Annotated in this window: 17 protein-coding genes; 3 read left to right on the top strand and 14 right to left on the bottom strand. The window is 64.1% G+C overall.

The genetic code is table 11. The features are described from left to right. The 5 genes from R3280_RS10580 to R3280_RS10560 form a co-directional block, all read right to left on the bottom strand. On the bottom strand, positions 1-2852 hold a 2852-nt coding region (locus R3280_RS10580; RefSeq protein ID WP_318998575.1), incomplete at its 3' end, for a hypothetical protein. Positions 2853-2982: 130 nt separating this feature from the next. Beyond that, positions 2983-3939: a flagellar motor protein MotB gene (locus tag R3280_RS10575; RefSeq protein WP_318998574.1), complete on the bottom strand. Its 957-nt coding sequence runs from the start codon at positions 3937-3939 to the stop codon at positions 2983-2985. Further along, a complete protein-coding gene (gene pomA / locus R3280_RS10570; RefSeq protein ID WP_318998573.1) occupies positions 3940-4716 on the bottom strand; it encodes a flagellar motor protein PomA in 777 nt (258 codons plus the stop codon). A 102-nt stretch (positions 4717-4818) separates the two neighbouring features. After that, the gene (locus tag R3280_RS10565) at positions 4819-5337 is read right to left on the bottom strand and encodes a hypothetical protein (RefSeq protein WP_318998572.1); all 519 of its coding nucleotides are present in this window, start codon (positions 5335-5337) and stop codon (positions 4819-4821) included. A 28-nt stretch (positions 5338-5365) separates the two neighbouring features. Beyond that, positions 5366-5782, bottom strand: a complete 417-nt coding sequence (locus R3280_RS10560) for a YkvA family protein (RefSeq protein WP_318998571.1) — start codon at positions 5780-5782, stop codon at positions 5366-5368. Positions 5783-5910: 128 nt separating this feature from the next. On the opposite strand from R3280_RS10560, the gene R3280_RS10555 reads away from it, so the two are divergent. Further along, positions 5911-6297 carry a gamma-glutamylcyclotransferase family protein gene (locus R3280_RS10555; protein WP_318998570.1) on the top strand — a complete coding sequence of 129 codons (387 nt, stop codon included), beginning with the start codon at positions 5911-5913 and terminating at the stop codon, positions 6295-6297. An 82-nt stretch (positions 6298-6379) separates the two neighbouring features. Here R3280_RS10555 and ccoM read toward each other — a convergent pair whose 3' ends face one another. From ccoM to R3280_RS10515, 8 genes are all read right to left on the bottom strand, one after another. Beyond that, on the bottom strand, positions 6380-6505 hold the full coding sequence (ccoM, locus tag R3280_RS10550; RefSeq protein WP_318998569.1) for a cytochrome c oxidase subunit CcoM: 126 nt from the start codon (positions 6503-6505) through the stop codon (positions 6380-6382). Positions 6506-6604: 99 nt separating this feature from the next. Then, positions 6605-7981 carry an exopolysaccharide Pel transporter PelG gene (gene pelG / locus R3280_RS10545; RefSeq protein ID WP_318998568.1) on the bottom strand — a complete coding sequence of 459 codons (1377 nt, stop codon included), beginning with the start codon at positions 7979-7981 and terminating at the stop codon, positions 6605-6607. After that, positions 7981-9513 carry a GT4 family glycosyltransferase PelF gene (gene pelF, locus R3280_RS10540; RefSeq protein ID WP_318998567.1) on the bottom strand — a complete coding sequence of 511 codons (1533 nt, stop codon included), beginning with the start codon at positions 9511-9513 and terminating at the stop codon, positions 7981-7983. The genes pelG and pelF overlap by 1 nt, the downstream gene beginning before the upstream one ends. Next, a complete protein-coding gene (locus R3280_RS10535) occupies positions 9510-10496 on the bottom strand; it encodes a HEAT repeat domain-containing protein (RefSeq protein WP_318998566.1) in 987 nt (328 codons plus the stop codon). The genes pelF and R3280_RS10535 overlap by 4 nt, the downstream gene beginning before the upstream one ends. Then, a complete protein-coding gene (locus R3280_RS10530) occupies positions 10493-11854 on the bottom strand; it encodes a PelD GGDEF domain-containing protein (protein ID WP_318998565.1) in 1362 nt (453 codons plus the stop codon). Before R3280_RS10530 ends, R3280_RS10535 begins: the two co-directional genes overlap by 4 nt. A 26-nt stretch (positions 11855-11880) precedes the next feature. Then, entirely contained in the window at positions 11881-12405 is a 525-nt protein-coding gene (locus R3280_RS10525; RefSeq protein WP_318998564.1) for a hypothetical protein, read from the bottom strand. A gap of 9 nt (positions 12406-12414) precedes the next feature. After that, entirely contained in the window at positions 12415-15882 is a 3468-nt protein-coding gene (locus R3280_RS10520) for a tetratricopeptide repeat protein (RefSeq protein WP_318998563.1), read from the bottom strand. 3 nt (positions 15883-15885) lie between these two features. Continuing rightward, positions 15886-18636 (bottom strand): endo alpha-1,4 polygalactosaminidase, encoded by a 2751-nt coding sequence (locus tag R3280_RS10515; RefSeq protein ID WP_318998562.1) that lies wholly within the window; start codon positions 18634-18636, stop codon positions 15886-15888. Positions 18637-18721: 85 nt separating this feature from the next. Here R3280_RS10515 and R3280_RS10510 point away from each other — a divergent pair, with 85 nt between their 5' ends. Beyond that, positions 18722-19147: a DUF4864 domain-containing protein gene (locus tag R3280_RS10510; RefSeq protein WP_318998561.1), complete on the top strand. Its 426-nt coding sequence runs from the start codon at positions 18722-18724 to the stop codon at positions 19145-19147. A gap of 10 nt (positions 19148-19157) precedes the next feature. Here the strand turns inward: R3280_RS10510 and R3280_RS10505 are convergent, their stop codons facing one another. Next, positions 19158-20246 carry a GGDEF domain-containing protein gene (locus tag R3280_RS10505; RefSeq protein WP_318998560.1) on the bottom strand — a complete coding sequence of 363 codons (1089 nt, stop codon included), beginning with the start codon at positions 20244-20246 and terminating at the stop codon, positions 19158-19160. Positions 20247-20460: 214 nt separating this feature from the next. Here R3280_RS10505 and R3280_RS10500 point away from each other — a divergent pair, with 214 nt between their 5' ends. After that, positions 20461-20904, top strand: coding sequence for an META domain-containing protein (locus R3280_RS10500; RefSeq protein WP_318998559.1), 444 nt, complete (start codon positions 20461-20463; stop codon positions 20902-20904). Positions 20905-21008 lie beyond the last annotated feature (104 nt).

The raw sequence follows: 21008 nt of genomic DNA, 5'->3' as shown, positions 1-21008 counted from the left end.
TTGACGGTGCCTGAGGTGAATAGCTGCAGGGCCTGGGAAACCATCTCGGTGAACACCGCCGATGAACTTCCCGGATCCGGGCCCTGCTGGCCGGCGGAGATCGGGTTGCCATGGGTGCCTTCGGTATATCGCGTGATGGCCGGCAAGACGCTCTGTTCGCCGCTGTCCGCAGTGGCGAGCGCGCCCATTTCCGTGGCCAGGGGCTCGGTGCCCGCCAGCGGCGCCGGCTCGCTGTCGATCACGAAGCCGGTTTCCGGAACGGTCAGCTCAAGTGCGCCCAGCTCATACAGCTCCGCATCCGCCGCGTTGGGAATGGTCTGGTCCGGCTTCAGGTCCGGGTTGCCGTCGGTGCCGACGATTTCGGTCAGCAGGGTCGGCGTTTCCCGGTAGAACTGCGCGAAGGTACTTGGGTCCGCGGTGTCCAGCAGGGCCTGGAACACATTGAAATAGATGTTCAGTTCGGTGCGGCCCTGTTGCAGCAGGGGAGAGGCCGCAGCCAGACCCGGCAGCAACTGGGGTGCCAGGCCCACCGAGTTTTCGAACAGCCGGGTGAACTGACCGCCGGTGTTCAGGAAGTTGGAGGCGAGCACCCGGTTCAGGTTGCTGTTGCCGGCGTCCAGGGCCTGGTTGTTCACATAGGTGAAGGGCACGCCACCCATGCCACTGAGGGAGTGGTTCATGAAGTAGACCCGGTTGGGGTTGATGCGCACTCCGGAGCCAAAGTCGGCAAATGCCTGGTTAATGGCCGCCAGCGATGCGTTCAGATTGAGCAGGTCCAGGGTGCCCTGGCGCATGTTGTCCCGGGTATTGGCGTAGTTGGCGAAGTTCAGGAACAGGCTGCCGGACTCGGCCACCTCCAGCACCTCGGCCGGCTGTGCCAGCAGGTTCTCATCGGCGGCAAAGCCGAAGTGGCGCTCGGTGGCGTCCGGAGAGGCGGTGCCCGGATCATCACTGGGCTGGATCTCTTCCAGACCGACCGCGCTGGTGCCGAAAATACCATGCAGGGGCTGATCGACGGCGATGGTGACGTAACAGTCGAAGTTGTTGTTCGGGTCGATACAGGTCAGGGAGGTGCCCGTGGCGAAGGGCAGGGTGCCTGACCGGTCCTGGGTGACCGCATGCTGGTAGATGATCACAGGGTAGCCATCCGCCGGCTGGCCCGGAGAAGCGGCATTGTCGTCAGGTACCGTGATCAGAAGCGGGACCTTGGTGTCCGCTTTCTTCATGGCGAAGGGGAAGCGGTAGGTGATCCGGTCCGAAGGGGCCAGCGGCAGCTCCACATTGGGCCCGAAATTCTCGGTGAGCCAGTTGGAGGTCTGGATGGGACGGCCGTTCATGGCCTCGAAGTCCGGCAGGTTCTGGTAATAGGGCAGGGTGATCTCGCCCTCGAACACCCGCGGCGTCACCGTGACCCCGCTGACACTGGCCTGCAGCGCCGGATTGATCTCGTTGGCGTCCCGCTGACGATAGATCCGTACATCACGGGGCTTGGGCGTATCCAGCAGTGACTCGGCAGCGGACGCCAGTTCACCGGCCTGGGTGTCCAGGCTGCCACTGCGAACGGTCAGGGCCGCTTCGCTGGCCGCGGTCTGCAGCACGAAGCCCAACGGGCGGTTGACGCTGCCATCACCGTTTCTGGCCACATCGGCGTAGGTCAGGCGGGTGCGGCTGTCCCGAGCCATGGTGAGGATCTCCGCCAGTTCCGGATCGTAGAGCCGGAAGCTGGGGTCCGTCAGCAGACGGAAGATCTCGTCGTTGATGGCCTGGGCCTCCTGGTCGGTGGTATCCGTCAGGGGCTGGTTGCTGAGATTGTAGAAGCCTTCGATCAGACGCTCCACTGCGGCCTGGCGGGCCTGAACCCGCAGGTCGGTGCCAAAGAAGGTCACCGGTGCCGCATTGGCCAGCAGTACGTCGTCGATGGCGGTGGTGGTGACGGTGACGGAGAAGACTATGTCCTCGAAACCGGCGAGGTCATTGCGCGCCAGCACTTCCTCCTTGAAGCTCTGCACGTCGGCGGCCAGCTGGCGTGGCGGGAGCATGGCGTCCCGGAAAGGCTGGAACGCCGGGTTGGAGAGAACCCGCGCTGGGTCGGCCACGCTCTGGTAGGTAACGGCGCCAACCAGCGGTTCGCCCTGGGCATCGACGATGTCGTTGCTCAGCACCACCGCGTATTTGGTCTTCGGCGCCAGGGGCTTGATGGGCAGGATGCGGATGGCGTTATTGACGCCGCCGTCGATGTCGATCAGCTCGATGCGGAAATCACGCTGCTGCTCAATCAGCTCCGTCAGAATGGCCTGGGCCTCGGCGCTGTTCGGGTCTTCCTCCAAAAGACGCTGGGCGCGCTGGTACTGGTTGACCAGAGGCACGCCAGCGACTTCGCCTTGCACCTGCTTGAGGCTGTCCCCACCGGGAAACGCCAGCGGGAAGAAGAAAATATTCTGGTCCGGATTGGGAATGATGGCACCGTCAGGCTCGCCGCCTTCACGAATGAAGCTGCGGGCATCCAGCGGCTGGTTGGGGTCGATGCTGGCACTGATCTTGATATCGATCGGGGCCAGAACCGAATTGCCATCCATGAAGCCCAGGCCGGTGGTGACCGGGTTGGCCGGGTCGGAGCCGTCCAGCATGGTGCCGTCGTCCACCGTGCTCAGAAAGAACAGCGGGTCACTGGGGATCGGAAAGGCGGTATCCAGCGGTGAGAACACCGGTGAGGTGCCTTTTTTGATCTGGGGGCTGGTGATCTGGTAGTTGGTGTCGGCGTTCTTGTTGCCCTGACCGCCGCTTTCCAGGCAGCCGGTCAGTCCAACGCTGGCTACGGCAACGGCCAGCAGCGGGAATCGGAGCGTTCGCATGAGCAGTGCTTCCTTGGTTGTTTTTGTTTACACGGTGAAACAATCAAGGGGTCAAACGACCGTTTAGTTTGAAAGGTTCCCTAAAGAAACGCGGGATTTGAGGATGGGAATGGGGCGGGTTCGTGCAGGCTTACCAGGCCAGATCGCCCGTCTCGCCCGGCTCCTCGGGCTCCTCAGGCGCCTCGGTGTTGCCGGGAACCGGGGGTGCGGCGATGATTTCGGGCCTCATGTTGGCCTCTTCTGACAAGATCAGATCCCTGAGTCTGGCTTCCTGCTCCGCCATCGGGCCGCTGAGATCGAGGATGATCTCCACCCGCCGGTTGAGTGCCCGGCCTTCAGGCGTATCGTTGCTGGCCCGTGGTTCGGTAGCGGCCAGGCCTTTGACTGCCAACCGGTCGGCTTCCAGGTCCGGGTTGGCCAGCAGCACATTGGCCACCGACGCCGCCCGCACGGCCGACAGATCCCAGTTGCTCTGGAAACGGTCGCTGCGGATCGGCAGGTTGTCCGTGTGGCCTTCAATGGTGAGCTTGCCTGGCAGGTTCTCGAACACCTCCGCCATACGCAGCAACAAACCCTCGAACTCGTAGGTCACCTGCGCCGAGCCGGAGGGGAAGGAACCACGCTCCTCGACCCGGATGACAATACGCCGGTCGCGCTGCTCAAGCTGGATGCGACCGTCCTGAATGGCCTCCGCCAGCACCATGGCTATGGCATCAAGGTTCTCCTGCATTTCCTTTTCCATGGCCTGGTCAATCTCGCTTTCAACCTGGCCCCTGAGAGTATCCAGTTGCGGGTCGGTTTCGGCGGTGGTCTGGCGGACCTGGTCCAGCAGGGTGGGCTCGGGTTTGCCGGGAGAGAACTTGTCGAACACGGGACTGGTGCCCATGGGGATTTCCAGCGCCGGGACCTCCCTCTGTACACCAAAGGCTTTCGAGAGTTCTCCGGCAATCTGCTTGAACTTCTGGGCATCGATCTCCGAGAAGGACAGCAGCAGCACGAAAAAGCACATCAACAACGACATCAGGTCAGCGAAGGTGACCACCCACGCCGGTATGCCGGGTTTTTCCTCTTCCGGGAGCTGATCCATCTAGCCAACAGCCTGCTCGGCTTCCCCATTCTTTTCCCGTTTTTCAGGAGGCAGGTAGCTGCTCAGCAGCTGTTCGATAACGCGAGGGTTCTTGCCCTCCTGCATGGCTACCAGGGCATCGGTCCAGAGTGACTGCATGCGGGCTTCCTCGGTCATCCGCAATGACAGCTTGTCGGCGATGGGGGTGGCGATCATGGTGGCGATCATGGCCCCATAGAGAGTGGTGAGCAGCGCCACCGCCATGGCCGGGCCGATGGATTTGGGGTCTTCCATATTGGACAGCATCTGCACCAGTCCGATCAGCGTACCGATCATACCCATGGCCGGCGCCACGTCGGCCATGGCGGTGAACACCTTGGCGCCGGACCGGTTGTGGTCCAGGGTCATCAGGCGTTCCTTGGACAGCAGCTCCTGGATGGTGTTGGCGGTCTGGCCGTCCACCAGCATCTGGATACCCTGTTTCAGGAAGGGTGAACTCACCTCGCGGGATTCCAGACCCAGGACGCCTTCCTTGCGGGCAACCTGAGCGATCTCCACCAGCTCGTTGATGCTGTCCTCGGTGTCCGGCAATTTGAATTTGAAGGCGCGGACGGCAACCTTGAAGGCGCCGAGAAACTGACGAAAGCTGAACTTGGCCAGCACCACCAGCAGTGTGCCGCCCACCACAATCAGCAGCGACGGCGCATTGAGAAAGACCCCGGGTGAGACCCCCAGCACGACCGCTGAGGTGATCAGCAGCAGGGCACCGACCAGCCCGATCAGAGTGGCAAAATCCACGACAACCTCGACAAATGTCAACGCAAAAAAACGGCCGTCAGTATAGTTCCATGTCCGGGATCAATACACCGCAGAAACTACCTAGTGGCCCCAGCTGCTCAATCACTGTTCAATTTTCAGAGCGTGATCACGAATAAAGGCATAGGCCTCGTCGTAATGGTCGAAGGTCTTGAGCCAGTAGTCGCACTGGGTGGTCACGACCACCTGGCGCTCGCCCGCTTCGTGGCTCTCCCGCACCAGCACCGGCTTGTCCCGGAGCTTGATGGCGCGCAGGACTTCGGTCGGAAAATCCGGGTCCTGGGGTGGTCTGGGAATGTGCTGGTTAAGGTAGCGCTCGACCTCGGTGGGGTCCCGGCCCTGGTAGATCACCGTCCAGCCCAGGGCCATGGCCCGTTGTTGCGCCAGTGCCACACTGGCGGACACATCCAGCCAATGCTCGCGGCCATCCTCGCTTAAAAACGTCACCACCGCCGGGCCCTGGCCCGGTATCTGGCGGCTGTCGATGGCCACCAGACGGGTGCTGCGGCGGTGGAAGTGTCTGGCCTTGGTGAGCCCGTCGGGTAGTGTCTCGGCCAGGCGCTGGCGCCAGGCCCGGACTTCGTCATTGGCGTCGTCAGTCATAGCGTGTCCATCCCTGGTGGTATCTACGCTAGGGCGCAGGCTTTGTCTCAGTGGCCTTTCTGCCCGCCCGCCAGCGCCGATAGGCGTCCAGGTCACCACTCACCATGCGCAGGCAGGCGGCGGTGACGGCGGCGTCGTCAACCAGGCCGAAAGTCAGTATCAGGTCTGGCACCATGTCCAGGGGATTGAATATGTATAGAAGAGCCCCGGCGATAGCGGCGATGCTGTACCAGGGCACCGCCCGGTAGCTGCCGTTCCAGTAGTCCCGCAGCATATCGAACATGGTACGGATATCGCCCAGGAACCGCCGCAGCCGGCCCTTGCGCATGGCCTTGCGTTCCACCTGGTTGCGGGTGGCCAGTACCGCGCCCAGGTCATCCGGGCGAATGCGCTCCCGCTCCTGCGCCAGTGCAATTTCCGCTTCTCGCTGTTCAACCTTGCCCATGGTCTTGTCGCCTCCTCCGGTTGCCATTCCAGCTTGCCATATCAGGGCCATCGAACTGAACCGGAATCCAGCTCGTGCTGCGGCTGTGGTAGGGTTGCTGGTGACTGTTTTTACGGAGTCCGAAGCCTATGAGCAGAGATTCGTCGAGCTATCGGGTCGCCGTTTACGGCACCCTCAAACGCGGTGGCAGCAACCATCATCTGATTCGCGGGGCGCGCTATCTGGGGCGGGATGTCCTGCGGGACATCCGCCTCTACGATTTCGGGCCCTACCCAGGTGCGGTGCCGGGGCGTTCGTTCGGCATCGAGGTTGAGGTGTTCGAGCTGGATGGGGACCAGCTGGCGCTGGTGGACAGGCTGGAAGACGTGGATCACAACCGGCCCGAGCAGGGTCTTTACGACCGGCGCCGTTACCCCACCCGTTTCGGCGAGGCCTGGGTCTACCTCTACCAGGGCCGGACCCTGGGGGGGCAGCTGATCCAGCGGGGGCGCTGGTCCGAGCGGGGCAGCGCCTGAGTCCCGCCGCTGCAAGCCGCGGCTGCGACATCGGTAAAAACAGCCCGGCCCCGCGTGCGGTCAGGGCCGGGCCAAGGGGAATTCAGTGGCCGCGCTTGTGATCACCCTTGTGGGAATCCCGGTAGACGAAATAGCCAACGCCAGCGAAGAATACGAACATCAGGGCAACGGTGCCGATACCGGCCAGAACAACAGTGTCAACGAACATGGTGGTGTCTCCTCCAGACGCTTTGCCATGCCCTCACTGTACGATCATTGAGCTGATGGTTTTTTGACCCGGATCAAGATTGCTACCGGTGGCCGGGCGTCAGCGGCCCTGCAGCATGAAGGTCTGGTACTCCAGCTTGTCGAATTTGCGGGACAGCAGCCAGAGCCCGGTCAATGCCGACACCAAGGTAGCACCGGCAAAGCCGTAACCGTAGAAAGACGCCCCCAGCTCGATGGTGATCAGGGTGAAGAGGATGTTGCTGCTGAAGAACAGTGTACACAGGGTCAGATTGATGCCGCGGGCGTCCAGGTAAAAGAGCACGTTCTGGATCGCCAGCAGCAGCAACTGGATGCTCACCGACACCAGGTCGATGTGGAACAGTGGCAGGTATAGCGGGGAAATCCCGATGGCGCGCAGAATCTCCTCGCTCCAGAGAAACAGCAGGATCACCGTCAGGCCCTGGACCTTGAAGATCTCGTAGATGCCGTTGCGGGCGACGATCACCATGCGGTCCCGGAAACCGTTGATGCGGTCCAGGGTGTCGCCCTCCCGGACGGCGTCGTAGAAACGCTCGTAGGCCTCGGCAAAATCGGTCTCCATCCGCACCAGGAACACCGCCATGCCCGGGATGATGGACAGGTAGGCGAGGAAGATCGGCAGGTCGTAGATCACCGAGGCCCGCAGGCTGGCGATGATGGGCTGGGAGGTGTCCGGGTGGAACCAGAAGATGAATTTGTCCGCCCAGACTGCAGCGTTGAACAGCAGGCCGGTGAAGATCAGCGCCGGGAAGATCTGTTTGCGGCGGGCAAAATCGAAGCGGATCAGGCTGTTGCCGGGGTACTGGCGGATAATGGTGTAGAAGAAGCTGAAAAACAGCAGGCTGTGACCGAGCAGCAGGCCGCCCAGCAGACCCTCCAGTCCATACCGGGCCAGCGTCATGGCACTGACCACGGCGGTGGCGTAGCCCAGCACGAACACCACCACGATGCGGCGGTAGGACTTCATGCTGGACAGAAAAATGGTGACCGGCCAGAGATTGCACAGCACTACGAAATTGGCCAGCATCAGCAGCCGGTAGAGCACCGAGGTGCCGCTGAAAAACAGCACCATGGCCAACAGCCCCAGCCCGAGGGACAGCAGCGTGGTGACCCAGATCACCCCCATCAGGTTGGGCAGGATCAGGTCATTGCGTTTGGCGTAGAGCCGGTCGGCCACCCAGCGGGTGAAGACATGCTGGAACAGCCCGGAGAGGGTCAGGGACACGGCCATCAGGTAGGTTACCGATACCAGGAACTGCACCACGTCGGTGGAGGCCACCCGCAGGGTGAAGCTGATGATACCGATCAGCATGACGCCCAACACCGACAGCACCCAGGGCCCGGAGCTGATAATGCCCGCCAGGCCATAGGCCTCGATCAGGTTCAGGAAGCTGTCCCGCCGCAGGATGCGGCGGATCTCAAAACCGATACCTGCCATCAGCGAGCCTCCCCGTCCGACCCGGCCAGCCCCTGATCGTAGATGCCACGATAGGCATCAAACATGCTGGCCAGGGTATAAAAACGCCGGACCCTCGCCAGGCCAGCCTGTTGGGCCTGGCGCCAGCGCACCGGATCGGTCAGCAGCCGCACCGCTTCCCTGGCCGTGGCTTCCGGGTCGGCAATAGGGACCACCGCACCGCTGGCGCCCAGGGCCTGGTCTTCCTCGCCGGCCCCCTCCAGCAGCTCCCGGCAGGCGCCCACGTCGGTGGCCAGGCAGGGCAGGCCGGCGGCGTGGGCTTCCAGGATCACCAGCGGCAGCGCCTCTGAAATCGAGGTCAGTACCATCAGGCCGAGCTTGGGCAGAATATCGTTCACGTTCTGAAAGCCCAGAAGTTTCACTTTGCCGGTGAGCCCCAGGCCCGCGATCAGGTCACGACACTCCTGCACATAGGTGGGGTCCTCGTCTTCCGGGCCGACAATCCAGCCTTCGGCCTCCGGCAGCTCATCACAGACAGTGCGCATCGCCCGGATGAAGGTCTTGATGTCCTTGATCGGGACAACCCGGCCCACCAGTCCCAGAACCGGTGGTATGGTCTCGGGGCGAGCCTGACGGGCGGCATCGAATCGGTGGGGGTCAATGCCGTTGGGGATGATTCGGGTGCGGGCGGGGTCGGCGCCATCCTGGTGCTGGCGTTGCTGGTTGCCCTGGTAGAGCGCCACGATGGGATCCGCTTTCTGGTAGGCGAGCCGGCCCAGGGCTTCGAAGAACCGGATCCAGAGACGCCTGATGTAACCCACCTGGTCGTTCAGCGTGCCGCTGACCTGGTCGGTGGCGTCGTGGATCCATTGCGCCTGGGACAGGTCGATCTTGCGCTCCTTAGTGTAGATGCCGTGCTCGCTGATGGCAAAGGGTAAACCCCGCTGGTCGCTGGCGATGGCGCCAAGCAGGCCGGCATAGCCGGTGGAGATGGTGTGCAGCATACGCACCCTGGGCAGGTTGCGGGCCACTTCGGCCAACTGGAAGAGGGGCGCGTGCATGATCCGCACCGACCAGAAGTAGTCCACGAAGGAGGGCTCGGTGCAGTAGCGCCGGTAGCTGTCGTCGATCATCTCCCAGCTTTGCTCGCTGTAGAGAAAGTCCTCCCTGCTGATACCGCCTTTGGCGCCCAGATCGGAGAACACCCGGTGCAGGACCTCAGGAGCCACCGGCACCCCGGTCTTGAACTGCTCGTGCAGACGGCGCTGGTCCTCGAATGCGCCCGCATTGCCCTTTCGCGGCCGGGGTCTGGCGTCCACCTGGGTATCCATCAGGTAGTGACATTCCAGATGGGTGACGTTCGGGGGCAGGGTGTACTGCTGCTCCCCGTAGTGGTTCCTGTCGCCGCCAAGGAAGATCAGCGCAAACGTGTATTCCGGCAGCCCGGTGATTATCTGGTGCACCCAGGATGACACACCGCCCCGGATGTAGGGGTAGGTGCCCTCCAGCAGGAGCGCAATATCGGCTTTCAGCGGGCGCTTGTCCGCCGTCATAGCCAGGCCTCCAGCAAGGGACGATTAGCCGGATGAAGCCGGTCCCTTGGACAGGCAGCCAGACATTCACGGACCCGGTCAAAATCGCGGCGAAGGAAAGCCAGCTCAGCGAGGTAGGGCAGAATGACCTCCGGTGGAGAACCGTTCGCCTGGGCCTGCTGGAAGGCCTGTTCGGCGGCTTCCAGGTTGTCCCGGGCCAGCTCGACCCGGCCCAGCAGTCGCCAGTCACCATGGTGGGGGCGCTGGCGGATGATGTCGGTCAGGGCCGTCGCCGCGTTGTTGAGGTAATAGGTTCTGAGGCCACCCTGGGCCAAGCCCAGGTAGGCCATTTCCCACCATACCTGAGCGAGGCGGCGACGCAGGCTCAGGGTCTCCTTGTCAGAGCCCTGCTCCAGCGCCTGCTGGACCAGGCTGGCACGCTGGGTCAGGGTTTTTTCCTTCTGCTCGAGCATCGAATAGGCCAGCAGGCGGACATCATCGGCGGGGTCCTTGAGGGCTTCCCGCAGTATGTCCACAGCGTCCCGGTCGGGCATCTGGCGGGTGGCCATGAGGGCCTGCAGACGTTTGTCGGCATCGCCGGCTTCCCGCAGCACCTGTCGCAAACCGCCCTGGCTGTAGATGACCTGCTGGTTGAGGTCCAGGGGGCGGAAGGGTAATTCCGGAATATCGATTTCCTGCCAGGGGATTTCCCGTTGCGACCGGGGCAGGTAAAGCGCGAGCAGGATACCCACCAACACCCCCAGGCTGCCGAGAAAGGGAATGGCAAACTGGACCGAGAACAGGAACAGCCCGGCCATCAGCGGCTGGCCGCGGTAGCGCCCGGGTAGCAATGGCAGAATGACCAGGCTGAGACAGGCGCAGGCCATGGCGTGGGCGGTTAGATACGCAGTTAGTTGCATATCGGGCGCCAGGGGTGAAAACAGGCCGGCAATGCCCCCCGACTCCAGGGCGACGGCCATCAGTATGAGCCAGTTGCTGGTCATGATGGCACCCCTGCCTCCGGCACTCCGGTCAGGGCCTGCATCTCGTCGAGCCAGGCCAGCGCCTGCCCCGGGTGATCGATTTGCAGATTGCGCACCTCGGCCTGCAAGTCCCTGAGCGACATTCCCAACTGCTGGCGCAACTGATCCTCGAGTCTTTGCAGGTAGCCCTGGGCCCCGAGTTCATCGGTCAGTGGCATGAGCACCACCAGCAGGCAGCCGTATTCGCCATGGTGTTCGGCAATGATGTCCAGGCCCCGGCGGATTCTGCGGATCTGATCCGACAGCGTCCGCGCAGATGAGGCCTCTGGCACTCGTATGGCCAGTACCGCACCCGGCAGGCCGTGTTCGCTTGCATCGACGCCGACGCGGGCGATATGCCGGCGCAGGGTCCGCCACTGTGCCGTTTCATGCGCTGGCGTCTGCGCCTGTTCACTGATCATATCCGCCATGTGGCCGGCCAGGATCGCCAGAAAACGCAGTGAGCGGGATTCAAAGCTGAAAAAAGGCATGGCTTCCACCAGGCAGAAAGCCATGAGCCTTCCCTCCGAGTCGATCAGAGGGATGGCTGCCAGCAGGTCGGTGTTGAGGGTTTCATGGCGTTGTCGGTACTCACTCTGTATCGAGACCATGGTGCGCTCCTCGAAGGCATGCAACAGCAAGGGATCACTGGGGGATACAGTCTGGTAGCGCCCGACCGTGGCCAGCGGCTCAGGCTCCACGCGACCCTGCTTGACCGCGTGGAGGCCGGCGACCTGGAGCTGTCCGTAACGTACCAGGACCTGGAGCATTGCCTGGGCCCGGTTCCGGTCCAGGTCCCTGCCTTCGGCTTTCGCCAAATCGCCGTACAGGCGTCGCAGAGCCTCCCGCAAACTGTTGGAGCTGCCGGCCAGCTGCTGCTCCAGGCGGTCGTGGGAGACCTTCAGCAAATAGTAGTTGCGGGTGAACTCCTCCAGCCGCTGGTTATAGTATGTGTTGCTGGCCTGGAGTTTCTCCCGCTGGCGGTCCCAGAAGTCCCTGAACTCCCCTGCCAGCAGGCTGACGGCTAGCAGTCCGATGGTCCAGACATAAGGGAAGTCTCCCACCGTGCCCTGCAGGCGGAGATACGCGCCCAGCCCGGCAAGGATCAGAAGCGCCGACACCAGGGCCATGAAGAAGCCATAGCGCAAGCCCACCAGCAGGGGGGCGATGACGGGCCACGGAAAACTGGCAGCGAGATAGAACGGATCTTCCGGCCGGTTCCAGGCTCCCAGCCCGAAACAGAGACCGGTGACCAGCAGCATTTCCAGCCAACGGGCCGATCGTGACACCGGCAGGGTCTGGTCCGGCGATTGTTCTTGTGTTTGCTCAGGTACCGCCATGGTCAGCCACGCCCATGAGTCATGAATTACTCTCCGCTCACCAGAGGCATCTGCCCGGTCAGCTCATCGATAACCTTGTGTGCGGCGACGCTCAGACTCTCCCGGCCCCAGCCGGTGCGGGCGGCGGTGCCGGACCAGACGATGCGATTGTCACTGGTGGAGCGGATTTCCAGGGTGACCCCCACCGCCGGTTCGCCATCCAGGCCGCTCTTGTATCGCCACTCCTCCACGGTGCCGGTGACCAGATAGGCGACTTCGTCGCCCCGGGCCGCTTCGCGGGCCTCCTGCTGGCGCTCGGAACTTTCGTACAGCAGTGGATTGCGGTCGTCCGGCAGGTAGAGGGTGACCTTGTCACTGCCCTTGGCCCGCAGTATGGCGGCCAGCACGCTGGCGGCCTGATCGCCGGCTTGTGGCGTCTGGGAGAGGTTGACCAGGGGCAGTACGCCCATGGAGGCATCCTCCGGGATGGGTGTGCCCTGCTGGCTCTGAATGACCGAACAGCCGGCCAGTGCCAGCAGCAAGAGCCAGAGGCTGCGATGGATGATCATCATGAATGCTCCTTAACGACCCAGGTGAATCGTGTATGTCAGGTTGATATCGGTGCGGCCATTGCCGTCGAGACCTTCGGAAGACCAGCGCCCGGACAGGGCCAGTTCATCGTCACCCACCACACGCCACCCAAGGCCCAGTTCCAGGCCAAAATCCGGCGTTGCAGTGGATAATACATAACCGGCGCCCAGACCGAAAAAAGCTCGGGGCGAGGGCGCGGTGCGATACAGGGCATGAGGCTCGCCGTGGAACCAGCGTGTGTTCAGGCCGATGCGCTCATAATCCTCCGCCAGCAGGGTTTCCGGCGCTAGGGGTTGCGCGAGCGCCTGACTGGTGGCGGGCGGCAGACGGTCAGCCACATCCAGCCGCTGGCGGCGATAGCCCGCACTGAGGGTCCAGGCCGGATCCTCGCGGAACAGGGTGTAGGTTGTCTGCAGGTCAACCCCTGAGCCATCTCCCAGGTTCTCCCCGGTCACTGTATCCACTGACATCTGGTCAAGCCGGACGCTTGTGCTCAGGCGGGAAAATGGCGCGTAGCTGGCGCCCAGGCTCACCCGGTTGCGACTGGTCAGCCACCAGGCCTCGGCACTGTCCGGGGTGCGCTCCCGGTAATGCAGGCTGGCGTTGAGGCCGACCCGATCCCAGGGCTGCAGGGCCGCAGTGATACTGGCCGAAAGATCGGCATCGCCTTCCCGGTGCAGGCGGGCGAGGGCCAGGGACCAGTTCCGCTCCGGTGCCGGGCGGTCCAGCACCACCCTGGCCTCCAAACCGCTGCCGGGACTGCGACGCAGGCTGCCCTTGCCCCGGTGGCTGACCTCATCCAGATCCACCGCCCAGCGATACGTCTCCAGGCTGTATTCCGCCGCCACGCCCTGCCGCGCGACGCCGAAGCTGCCCAGGTCCTGCCATTCCGAGCCCACCTGCACCGCCCGATTGAAACTGCGGGCCAGGAGCAGGGTGTCCCGCAACAGGGCCCGGCGTTCATCGGGACTTGCTGCTGCACCGAGGCGGTCGAGCTGGCGGTTCAGGCGCGCCACCTGCTCGACCCGGCTCTCCGGCTCGGGCGCCAGCGAGGCCTGTAGCTGGCGGCGCAGGTCGGCGTCGGCGGGAACGACCTGGTATACCAGTGCCTCAGCGACCAATGGTTCGTCCTGCTGGAGGCTGAAAGCCGCCACGGCCCGCAGCCGATTGGCGGCTGCCTCCGCCGTTGCGGTGCCGTTGTCCGCCAGCAGCTGCCAGGCCTGTCGCGTCATGCCCTCAGCCTGGTACACCGCCAGCTGATCCGTTATCGGAAACTGGTCCCGGCCCAGGCGCTCCGCCGCCTGCTGGCGCAGATCCGTGGCCAGTCCGGGAGAGCCGGTCTGCTCCATCACACGGGCGGTGGCCACCAGCCAGGACACGTCGTCCGGGCGCTCGGCCAGACCCAGCTGGAACCAGTGCCGGGCCCTCCAGGGCTCACCCAGCGCGCTGTGGCCAAAGGCCAGAACCGGGTAGGCGGTGGGGGTGGCATCGGCTTCCAGACGAGCCAGCAGGTAAGGCAGGGTCGATCTGAACTGCTGTGGGTCCGAGAGCTGCAGCCAGGCCCAGTTGATCAGCAGCGCCTGGTCGTCCGGTGCCAGGGCGTGGGCGCGCTGGTAGGCCTGGTTGGCGTCAGCGATACGGCCGTGGCGTTGATGCAGCAGCGCCAGCAGTGCCCAGTAGCGGGAACGCTCGGTGGCCACCGGCGAATACTGGCGCCAACGCTCCAGGGTGCGCTCCAGCGCCCGCCAATCCTCCAGCGCCAGATGGTACTCCGCCAGCGCCGCCAGGTACCGGGCCTCGCCGGTCTGTTGGAAACGGCGTTCGGCCAGGTCGATGGCGGCCGGGTAGTCCTCGAACAGCACCGCCAGGTTGAGCAGCCGCTCCAGTAGCTGGGGGTCCAGTTGCCGGTCTTCGGCTTCCGGGCGCGATATCAGGCGCCGGTAATCCTGATGCAGCAGGTCGGTGCGGCCCAGAAGCGTTGCCAGGTCCAGCCGCAGGGCCTCGACGATGTCCGCGAGGACGGGGTCGTCGGGACTGAACTCCAGCAGGGGCAGGGCTTTCTCCGGCTGGCGTGTGCGCCAGTAGAGACGGGCCAGCTCGATTCTCTGGCTGGCGCTAAGCTCGGGCTGCTGCTCCAGCATCCGGATCGCCTCCTCAAAATCCCGGGTGTTGATGAGCAGAGCCAGGCGCCGGTCCGTCAGTTCGTTGTTCGTCGGAAAGCGCGCCATGCCCTGCTCCAGCCGCTGCCGGGCGTCATCCAGTCGGCCTTCCCGCACCAGGGCATCGGCCCAGAGCCTGAAATCGTCTGGTCCCAGCTGATTGCGCCGGGCGCCGCGGCTGAGCAGGTCCAGCAGCGTCGGCCACCGGAACAGGCCCTCGGCCAGGGCCATGGCCCGGTCGAGGGCCTCGGTCTCTCCGGTCTGCCGGTACAGGGAGCGCCAAGCCTCCAGCGCCTCCTCCGGCCGGTCGTTCCATTCCAGCACCTGGGCCAGCCGGCGGCGATCCGCCAGGGTCAGTTGATCCTCCTGGCGCTGCATACGCCTGAGGGTCGCCAGGGCCGCCGACACCTCGCCCTCGCCCAGTTGCAGTGCCAGCAATTCCCGCTGCAGCTCGAGATCGTCCGGCCGCTGCCTGGCCAGCTGCTGCAACCAGCGCTGCCGCTGTTGGCGGGCACCGGCGAGAGTGGCCAGACGGACGCCCTGCTCCAGAGCGGCGATGTCCATGGGCGGTTCGCTGCGATAACGCCGGAACAGCTCCAGGGCCTGGCGGGGATTGCCGCCGGCCAGCTCCAGCCGGATCAGGTTGTCGATGTATTCCGCTCGCCGGCCCGGTTGCACCAGCGCCAGGTGTTGCCGCAGGGTATCGGCGGCGGCACCTGGGTTGCCCTGGCTCTCCTGCAGGTGGGCGATCTGACGGGCCAGGTTGATTTGCTGCCAGGGCTCGGGCGCCAGGGCCAGCAAGCCCTCCAGCAGTGCCAGCCGCTGCTCCGGCAGCAGCCACTGGTGGCTGGGCCTGATCAACTGCTGCTTGCGCTCGAAGCCATAGGGCTGGGAAAGGACCTGCTGTGCACGCTCGAACAGACGCTGTCGAAGGGCCTCACGCCCGAGTCCCGGAGGTTCTGCATACACGCGCTTGGCATGCAACGACAGCCATTTCTCCATGGCCAGGGAGGGTACCCGCTCCTGGTTGACCAGCGGTCGCAGGACCTCGGCGGCGCGATCCAGCTGACCGCTTTGAACCAGCATGTGGGCCAGGTTGATGCGCAGGGCGGTGTTGTCGGAATCGGACCGTAGCAGCACCTCAAGGTAGGCAATGGACAGGCCGTCCGGGTTATCGAGATAGCTCATGTCCTCGAACACCGCCTGGCGCGGGAACAGCAGGTACAGCACCACGGCGACCAGCGCTGCGATCAGCACCAGGGCGGGCAGACTGAAGAAGGATTCGCGCCGCCGGGCCATGGATCAATTGCACTCCAGGGTCAGGCCCGTCACGCGCTTCTGGGGGAGCATCACGGTCACGCCGCCGTCCCGGTGCCGGGCCTGGATGGCGGCGCTGCTGCGGCAGCCGGTCGTTCCGCCCAGGTGAAACTCCAGCGGGACATGGCCCTTGAATCCGAGGGTGAGGCGCCACCTGTCATCTTGGCGTTGACGCTGCCAGCCGGTGAGGGTGGCGTTGGCGTCGCGGAGATAAGGGCCGGCCGACGCACTGTCGGCCAGAACCAGTCTTGGCTCCGGACCGGTCAGGTGGACGTAACGGTTGCCGGCGGCGTCATGAAAACCGGCCACGCCGGTGCTGGCGTCCAGGTCCGGGTATTGCTGGGGTGCGATGCGCACACTGTGAGGGTAGCCAGCCCCGTGCCAGCGGTAACCGCCGCTCTCGTCCCGTGTCAGGGTCGAGCGGTAGCGCAGCTGGACCCGGGCAGCGTAGTCGCTGAGGTACAGGGGCGTCACTGGCTGGCGGGTGGCGTACTGGTAGACCTCCCTGAGTGCCTGCAGGGACTCCGCTTTGGTGCCCGAGTAGAAATGGTAGTAGATGGACAGCGGTTTCAGGCGGCCCTTGGCTTCCAGCAGTTTGAACGTGTCGATGACGTTGCGGTAGCCGTAGAACGGGCCGGTCCAGAGCCCGGTGTAGACGTTTTCATTCATTACCGGGGCGTAGACCTGAAGCTCATCGCCCACCGGACGGGCATCCGGCCAGACGCCGGCCAGCTCGGATTCATAGGGCAGGGGATGGGTGTCGCCACCGTTGACGTTGATGATGCCGGCCTCACGGACGAGGCGCAGGGCCTCGACGCCGGGCCGGGCATCACCGCTCCAGAGGAAAACCGAGACCGGCTTGCCCGGTGGTGTGAGGCGGCCGTTGATGTAGCTGATGGAGCCGAGGATCTCACGCTCCAGTTTCGGCCGGTAGCCAGGTATGTTCAGGCCATAGCCGTACAGCGTAGCCTCTTGAGGCGGCGCGGTTCCGCCCTCCAGGGGTTGCCAGAAAAACGGATGGCTGTAGGTGTGGGAGGCCACTTCCACATGGTCCAGGGCAAACAGCGAGCGGGCCAGCGCCTCGGCTCCGGTACTGGTCTCGGGGTGGAGGCCCCGGGGTGAGACTTCGGCCTCGATCACCGACACGGTATGGGGAACCGGAAAGGCCCGGAGTATCTCCTCCATGATGACCTTGCCGGCGAGCGGGGCGCCGGGCAGTTCCGCCCGGGAAATGAGGGCGTCGCCGTCGATGTGGGCGGTCAGGATCCGGCGGCCACTGCTGGAGGTGGTGTCCAGGGCCGGCAAATTCCGGTTGCCCAGAGCCTCGGCAAGAAAGGCCAGGGGGTCGAACAGCCAGAACAGCGTGTCGTCCGGCCCGGGTTCGAACAGATAGGGGGTAAGCGCAACGCCCCCGCCGTCGTGAGTGTAGACAGCATAGTGGCGGCGACCCTCGGCGCCGGTGACCGTCAGCCAGGGTGTGTTCTGGCCGCCCACCGGCAAGGCCGTGTTGGCCACCCGCGGCAGACGCTTGCCCTCGAAGGCACCGACGGATTTGTGGTCAGCGGCGATGGTCACCGGGAATGTAGGCGTCGCCATGCCGCTGCCCGCCATCACGGTCTGGCAGGCGGGGTCACCGGAAGGCTGACCCATCATCATCACCGGGACCCCCGCAGCCTGCTGCTGTGCCAGCCACCGGCACACGCCGGGGCTGCGTTGACCGGTTTCCCACCAGGCCAGGATGCCGGCGTAGCGGTCGTCGGTGGGCTCGTCCGGCAGGGGGTCCCGGGTGGAGTGGTAATGCGGAACGTAGCCCAGGAATTCCAGCAGCCGGCCGCCCTGGCGGTGCGCCATGCTCTGGTCCATCCGCTCCGGAGCCAGGTCGTGCAGCACTAGGACATGGTGCGGTACCCGCGCCGGCCAGGTCGGCCCCAGGCGCTCCAGGTCCGGGTCGGTGACGTAGGGGATGAAACCGTCGGCGCGCAGTTGCGATGCCAGGGTCTCGGCACCGGTCGCATCGGGGAGGTAGTCGATGGCGATCAGCGGCATGCCGGGGTGGGCCTGACGCCAGCGCGCAAGTTGCTGGTCAAGCCAGGCCCGGTCTGCTTCGGGCACGGGCCGGAACCGTTTCTGGCCGGCATCGTAACCCTGCCGGTAGGACTCGAACGCCAGCGCGTCCGCCAGACCCTGACTGGCTTCGGGCAGGTGGAAGCCCCGGTTGAGAAGGATCCGGGCCTGGGGGAACTGCGCCCGGATGCTGCTCAGCAGCTCATGCTGGGCGCTGGCGAAGGCGTCCGGCTGCCGTTTTCCGGCCTCGGTCAGCATGAAGCTGTCCATGGTGTCGAGAAACACTCCGCGGAAACCCCTGGCCATGGCGGGGCTTACCAGACGTTCCAGAATGAAGCGGCGGACGGCTTCCTGGCGCAGGTCGAGCACCCGACTGTCCCAGGCGGTATTGCTGCCGATCAGCCATTCCGGTTGCAGTTGGCTGAAGTCGCGGTGACTGCGGGCCATTTCGCCGATACTGATGTAGCTGATGGGTGTTACGCCGGCTTCGTTGAGCAGATCCAGCCGGCTGTCGCTTACCTGGTCCTGCTGCAGTACCAGCCAGTCGTAGACCATCAGGGTGCCGATGGGAGCGGCGCTGCCGTAATAGAAACCGACATTTTGCACGGGCTCGGCCCGGCTGACGGTAGCTGCCAGTGAGAGGATAAAGATGATCAACAGCAATCGGATCATGAAAACGTGTCGGACCCTGTCCTGTTATGAGATGGCGCATCCGGGCAGCTCAACGGGGCGTAGATACTAAAAGCCGGAGGCCATCATGAGATCAATCGGAATACCTACAATAGCACTGTTGCTCGGCCTGATCGCAACTTCTGTTCGGGCCGATGTGGACACACCAAACAGTGAGCGCCAGGCCATCATCGGGGTGATCCTGGCCCAGGTGGAGGCGTTTGCGTCGGACGACGCCGAGCGGGCCTGGGGCCTGGCCAGCGACGCCGTCCAGCAGCGATTTGGTTCACCCGAGGTGTTCGTGGGCATGGTGCGTTCGGAGTACCCGGCCATTTACGGCGCCGAGTCGTTGGAGTTTCTGGAGCCGATACCCCACCCCGGATTTCTCATCCAGCCGGTGTTCCTGCGGGGGCCGGACGGCCACTACTGGGATGCCTACTACCGAATGTCCTGGCAGGACGGAACATGGCGGATAGCGGGCGTTACCCTCAAGAGGGCGGAGGCCGGTATCTGAGTTCCCGGCTCTAGAGGCCGGTGACCTCTTCCAGAACCGTGGTGCGGCGGCGCGCCCCGGCAGGGACTGCCAGCGAACCCACCACCCGGTTGCGCCCATCGGTTTTGCCCCGGTACAGGCGGGCATCGGCGGCGGCCAGCAGCGACCGCAGGCTGCTGCCGTCAATGCCGAACTGGGCCACGCCGACACTCATGGTGAGGTTGATGGGCTGGCCGTCGTTGGGGAAGGGGGAATGCTCCAGGGTGCGGCGCAGGTCCTCCGCCACATCGATGGCCAGCTCGCCCGGTGTGTCCACCAGGATAACACCGAATTCCTCGCCACCCAGGCGACAGGCCAGATCCGTGGCCCGCAGACGTCGGTTGAGCAGATGCGCCACGTAAACCAGAGCGGCGTCCCCGGCCTCATGGCCGAAGCGATCATTCACTTCCTTGAAATAATCCAGATCGATTACCAGCAGGGAGAGCGGCTTCTGCTCCCTCAGGGATCGCTGTCTTTCCCGGTCGAAAATATCCTTGAAACGGGAGCGATTGGCCAGCCCGGTCAGGAAGTCGGTCTGGGCCAGCCGCAAAAGCCGAATCTCGGAGCGCTCCCGGGAGACTTCATAGACATGGGAGAACGCCAGGATGGACAGGGATACGATGGTCAGGTTGGCGATCGGCAGCACGTGCATCAGTTCCGGATCATCGCCATGCTTGACGAAGAAAATGACGCCGGCCACGGCAATGAAGAACAGTGCCACGGCGAAGCCCAGTCGCCGGCCGAGCAGCAGGTGGGACAGAATGGGCACCAGCAGAATCCAGGCGAACACCGAGGGTGTTGATCTTGGCGTGGTCAGGGCAAACATCATGGCGGCGAAGAAGGAAAGTATAAAGGCGAGAATCCAACGCTCCAGGTGCGCGGTCCTGCGTATGGCTATCAGGATCAGGCCCGAGTACGCCACCATGACCAGCTCAACCACCGCCAGTGCCCTTGAACCGTACAGCAGGTTCAGAACGGCAAACAGCAGGCCGGCGCTAATGGTAATCCACAGCAGCGCTACCAGAACCGCCTTCCGGTGTGGTTGTGCGAGGCGAGCGACAGTGTCAGGCGTGGCGTCCATACCGGGCTTGGGCTGATTACTTTGGAATGCTAACGCTAAAGCAGCTCCCCGGCGCTGGCAAGATGCCGAAATGGGCAATGGAGGTAAGTTATTGATTGTCGCCGGTCGCGACACAAGTTATTGCAATTCCTAGGACTAAAGTTGTAGTTGCGATGGGGCATTAAAGCAGGCGCCGGAAGGCGGTATAGTGGGCCGGTGCCCGGGGAGATACACCATGAATACAGCTCACCGCAATTTGCCGTCACTGGTCATGATCTGCTTCACGCTTGCCCTCGCTGCCTGTGGTTCGGCACCCTCCAGGGAGCTGCCGGCGCAGCCGGTGAGCCTGACCAATACCTACTGGCAGCTGGCCAGCGTCAAAGGCACGGCGATGCCCGCCTCCGGCACCGGCAACAACCCCCATCTCATCTTCCAGGATGACGGCCAGGTCCGCGGCCACACCGGCTGCAATGTATTGAAAGGGGTCTATGGCCAGAACAATGGTCAGGTCCGTTTCCTGACCATGGGCGCCACCCGGATGGCCTGTTCCCATGCCGCCGCGGAAGCCGCCTTTGTCGCCGCCATGCGGGACACCCGGGATCTGTCGATCCGGGGCCGTCAGCTGTTTCTCCAGGGTCCGGACGGCGCCACCCTGGCGGTGTTCGAGGTCCTTCGGTAGCACCATCAGGCCTGGTGAAGAACTGTACCGGTTACAGTTTCAGTTTTCAGGCCACTGTACTGCTGAGATGCCTGACCGCCTGTATCTGCCGCCCAGCTGTTCAA

Origin of the sequence: Marinobacter sp. (assembly GCF_033722195.1) — a bacterium.
Taxonomy (GTDB): Bacteria; Pseudomonadota; Gammaproteobacteria; order Pseudomonadales; family Oleiphilaceae; genus Marinobacter.
The sequence above is the reverse complement of the archived record's forward strand: the minus strand, read 5'-3'. Positions and strand labels throughout refer to the sequence as shown.

Coding starts and splice junctions, on each gene's coding strand:
- R3280_RS10560 (WP_318998571.1), bottom strand. CDS start 5,782: ATGGGCAAGGTTGAACAGCGAGAAGCGGAAATTGCACTGGCGCAGGAG.
- R3280_RS10505 (WP_318998560.1), bottom strand. CDS start 20,246: ATGGACGCCACGCCTGACACTGTCGCTCGCCTCGCACAACCACACCGG.
- R3280_RS10575 (WP_318998574.1), bottom strand. CDS start 3,939: ATGGATCAGCTCCCGGAAGAGGAAAAACCCGGCATACCGGCGTGGGTG.
- R3280_RS10535 (WP_318998566.1), bottom strand. CDS start 10,496: ATGACCAGCAACTGGCTCATACTGATGGCCGTCGCCCTGGAGTCGGGG.
- R3280_RS10530 (WP_318998565.1), bottom strand. CDS start 11,854: ATGGCGGTACCTGAGCAAACACAAGAACAATCGCCGGACCAGACCCTG.
- R3280_RS10525 (WP_318998564.1), bottom strand. CDS start 12,405: ATGATGATCATCCATCGCAGCCTCTGGCTCTTGCTGCTGGCACTGGCC.
- R3280_RS10500 (WP_318998559.1), top strand. CDS start 20,461: ATGAATACAGCTCACCGCAATTTGCCGTCACTGGTCATGATCTGCTTC.
- pelG (WP_318998568.1), bottom strand. CDS start 7,981: ATGGCAGGTATCGGTTTTGAGATCCGCCGCATCCTGCGGCGGGACAGC.
- ccoM (WP_318998569.1), bottom strand. CDS start 6,505: ATGTTCGTTGACACTGTTGTTCTGGCCGGTATCGGCACCGTTGCCCTG.
- R3280_RS10555 (WP_318998570.1), top strand. CDS start 5,911: ATGAGCAGAGATTCGTCGAGCTATCGGGTCGCCGTTTACGGCACCCTC.
- R3280_RS10510 (WP_318998561.1), top strand. CDS start 18,722: ATGAGATCAATCGGAATACCTACAATAGCACTGTTGCTCGGCCTGATC.
- pelF (WP_318998567.1), bottom strand. CDS start 9,513: ATGACGGCGGACAAGCGCCCGCTGAAAGCCGATATTGCGCTCCTGCTG.
- R3280_RS10520 (WP_318998563.1), bottom strand. CDS start 15,882: ATGGCCCGGCGGCGCGAATCCTTCTTCAGTCTGCCCGCCCTGGTGCTG.
- R3280_RS10565 (WP_318998572.1), bottom strand. CDS start 5,337: ATGACTGACGACGCCAATGACGAAGTCCGGGCCTGGCGCCAGCGCCTG.
- R3280_RS10515 (WP_318998562.1), bottom strand. CDS start 18,636: ATGATCCGATTGCTGTTGATCATCTTTATCCTCTCACTGGCAGCTACC.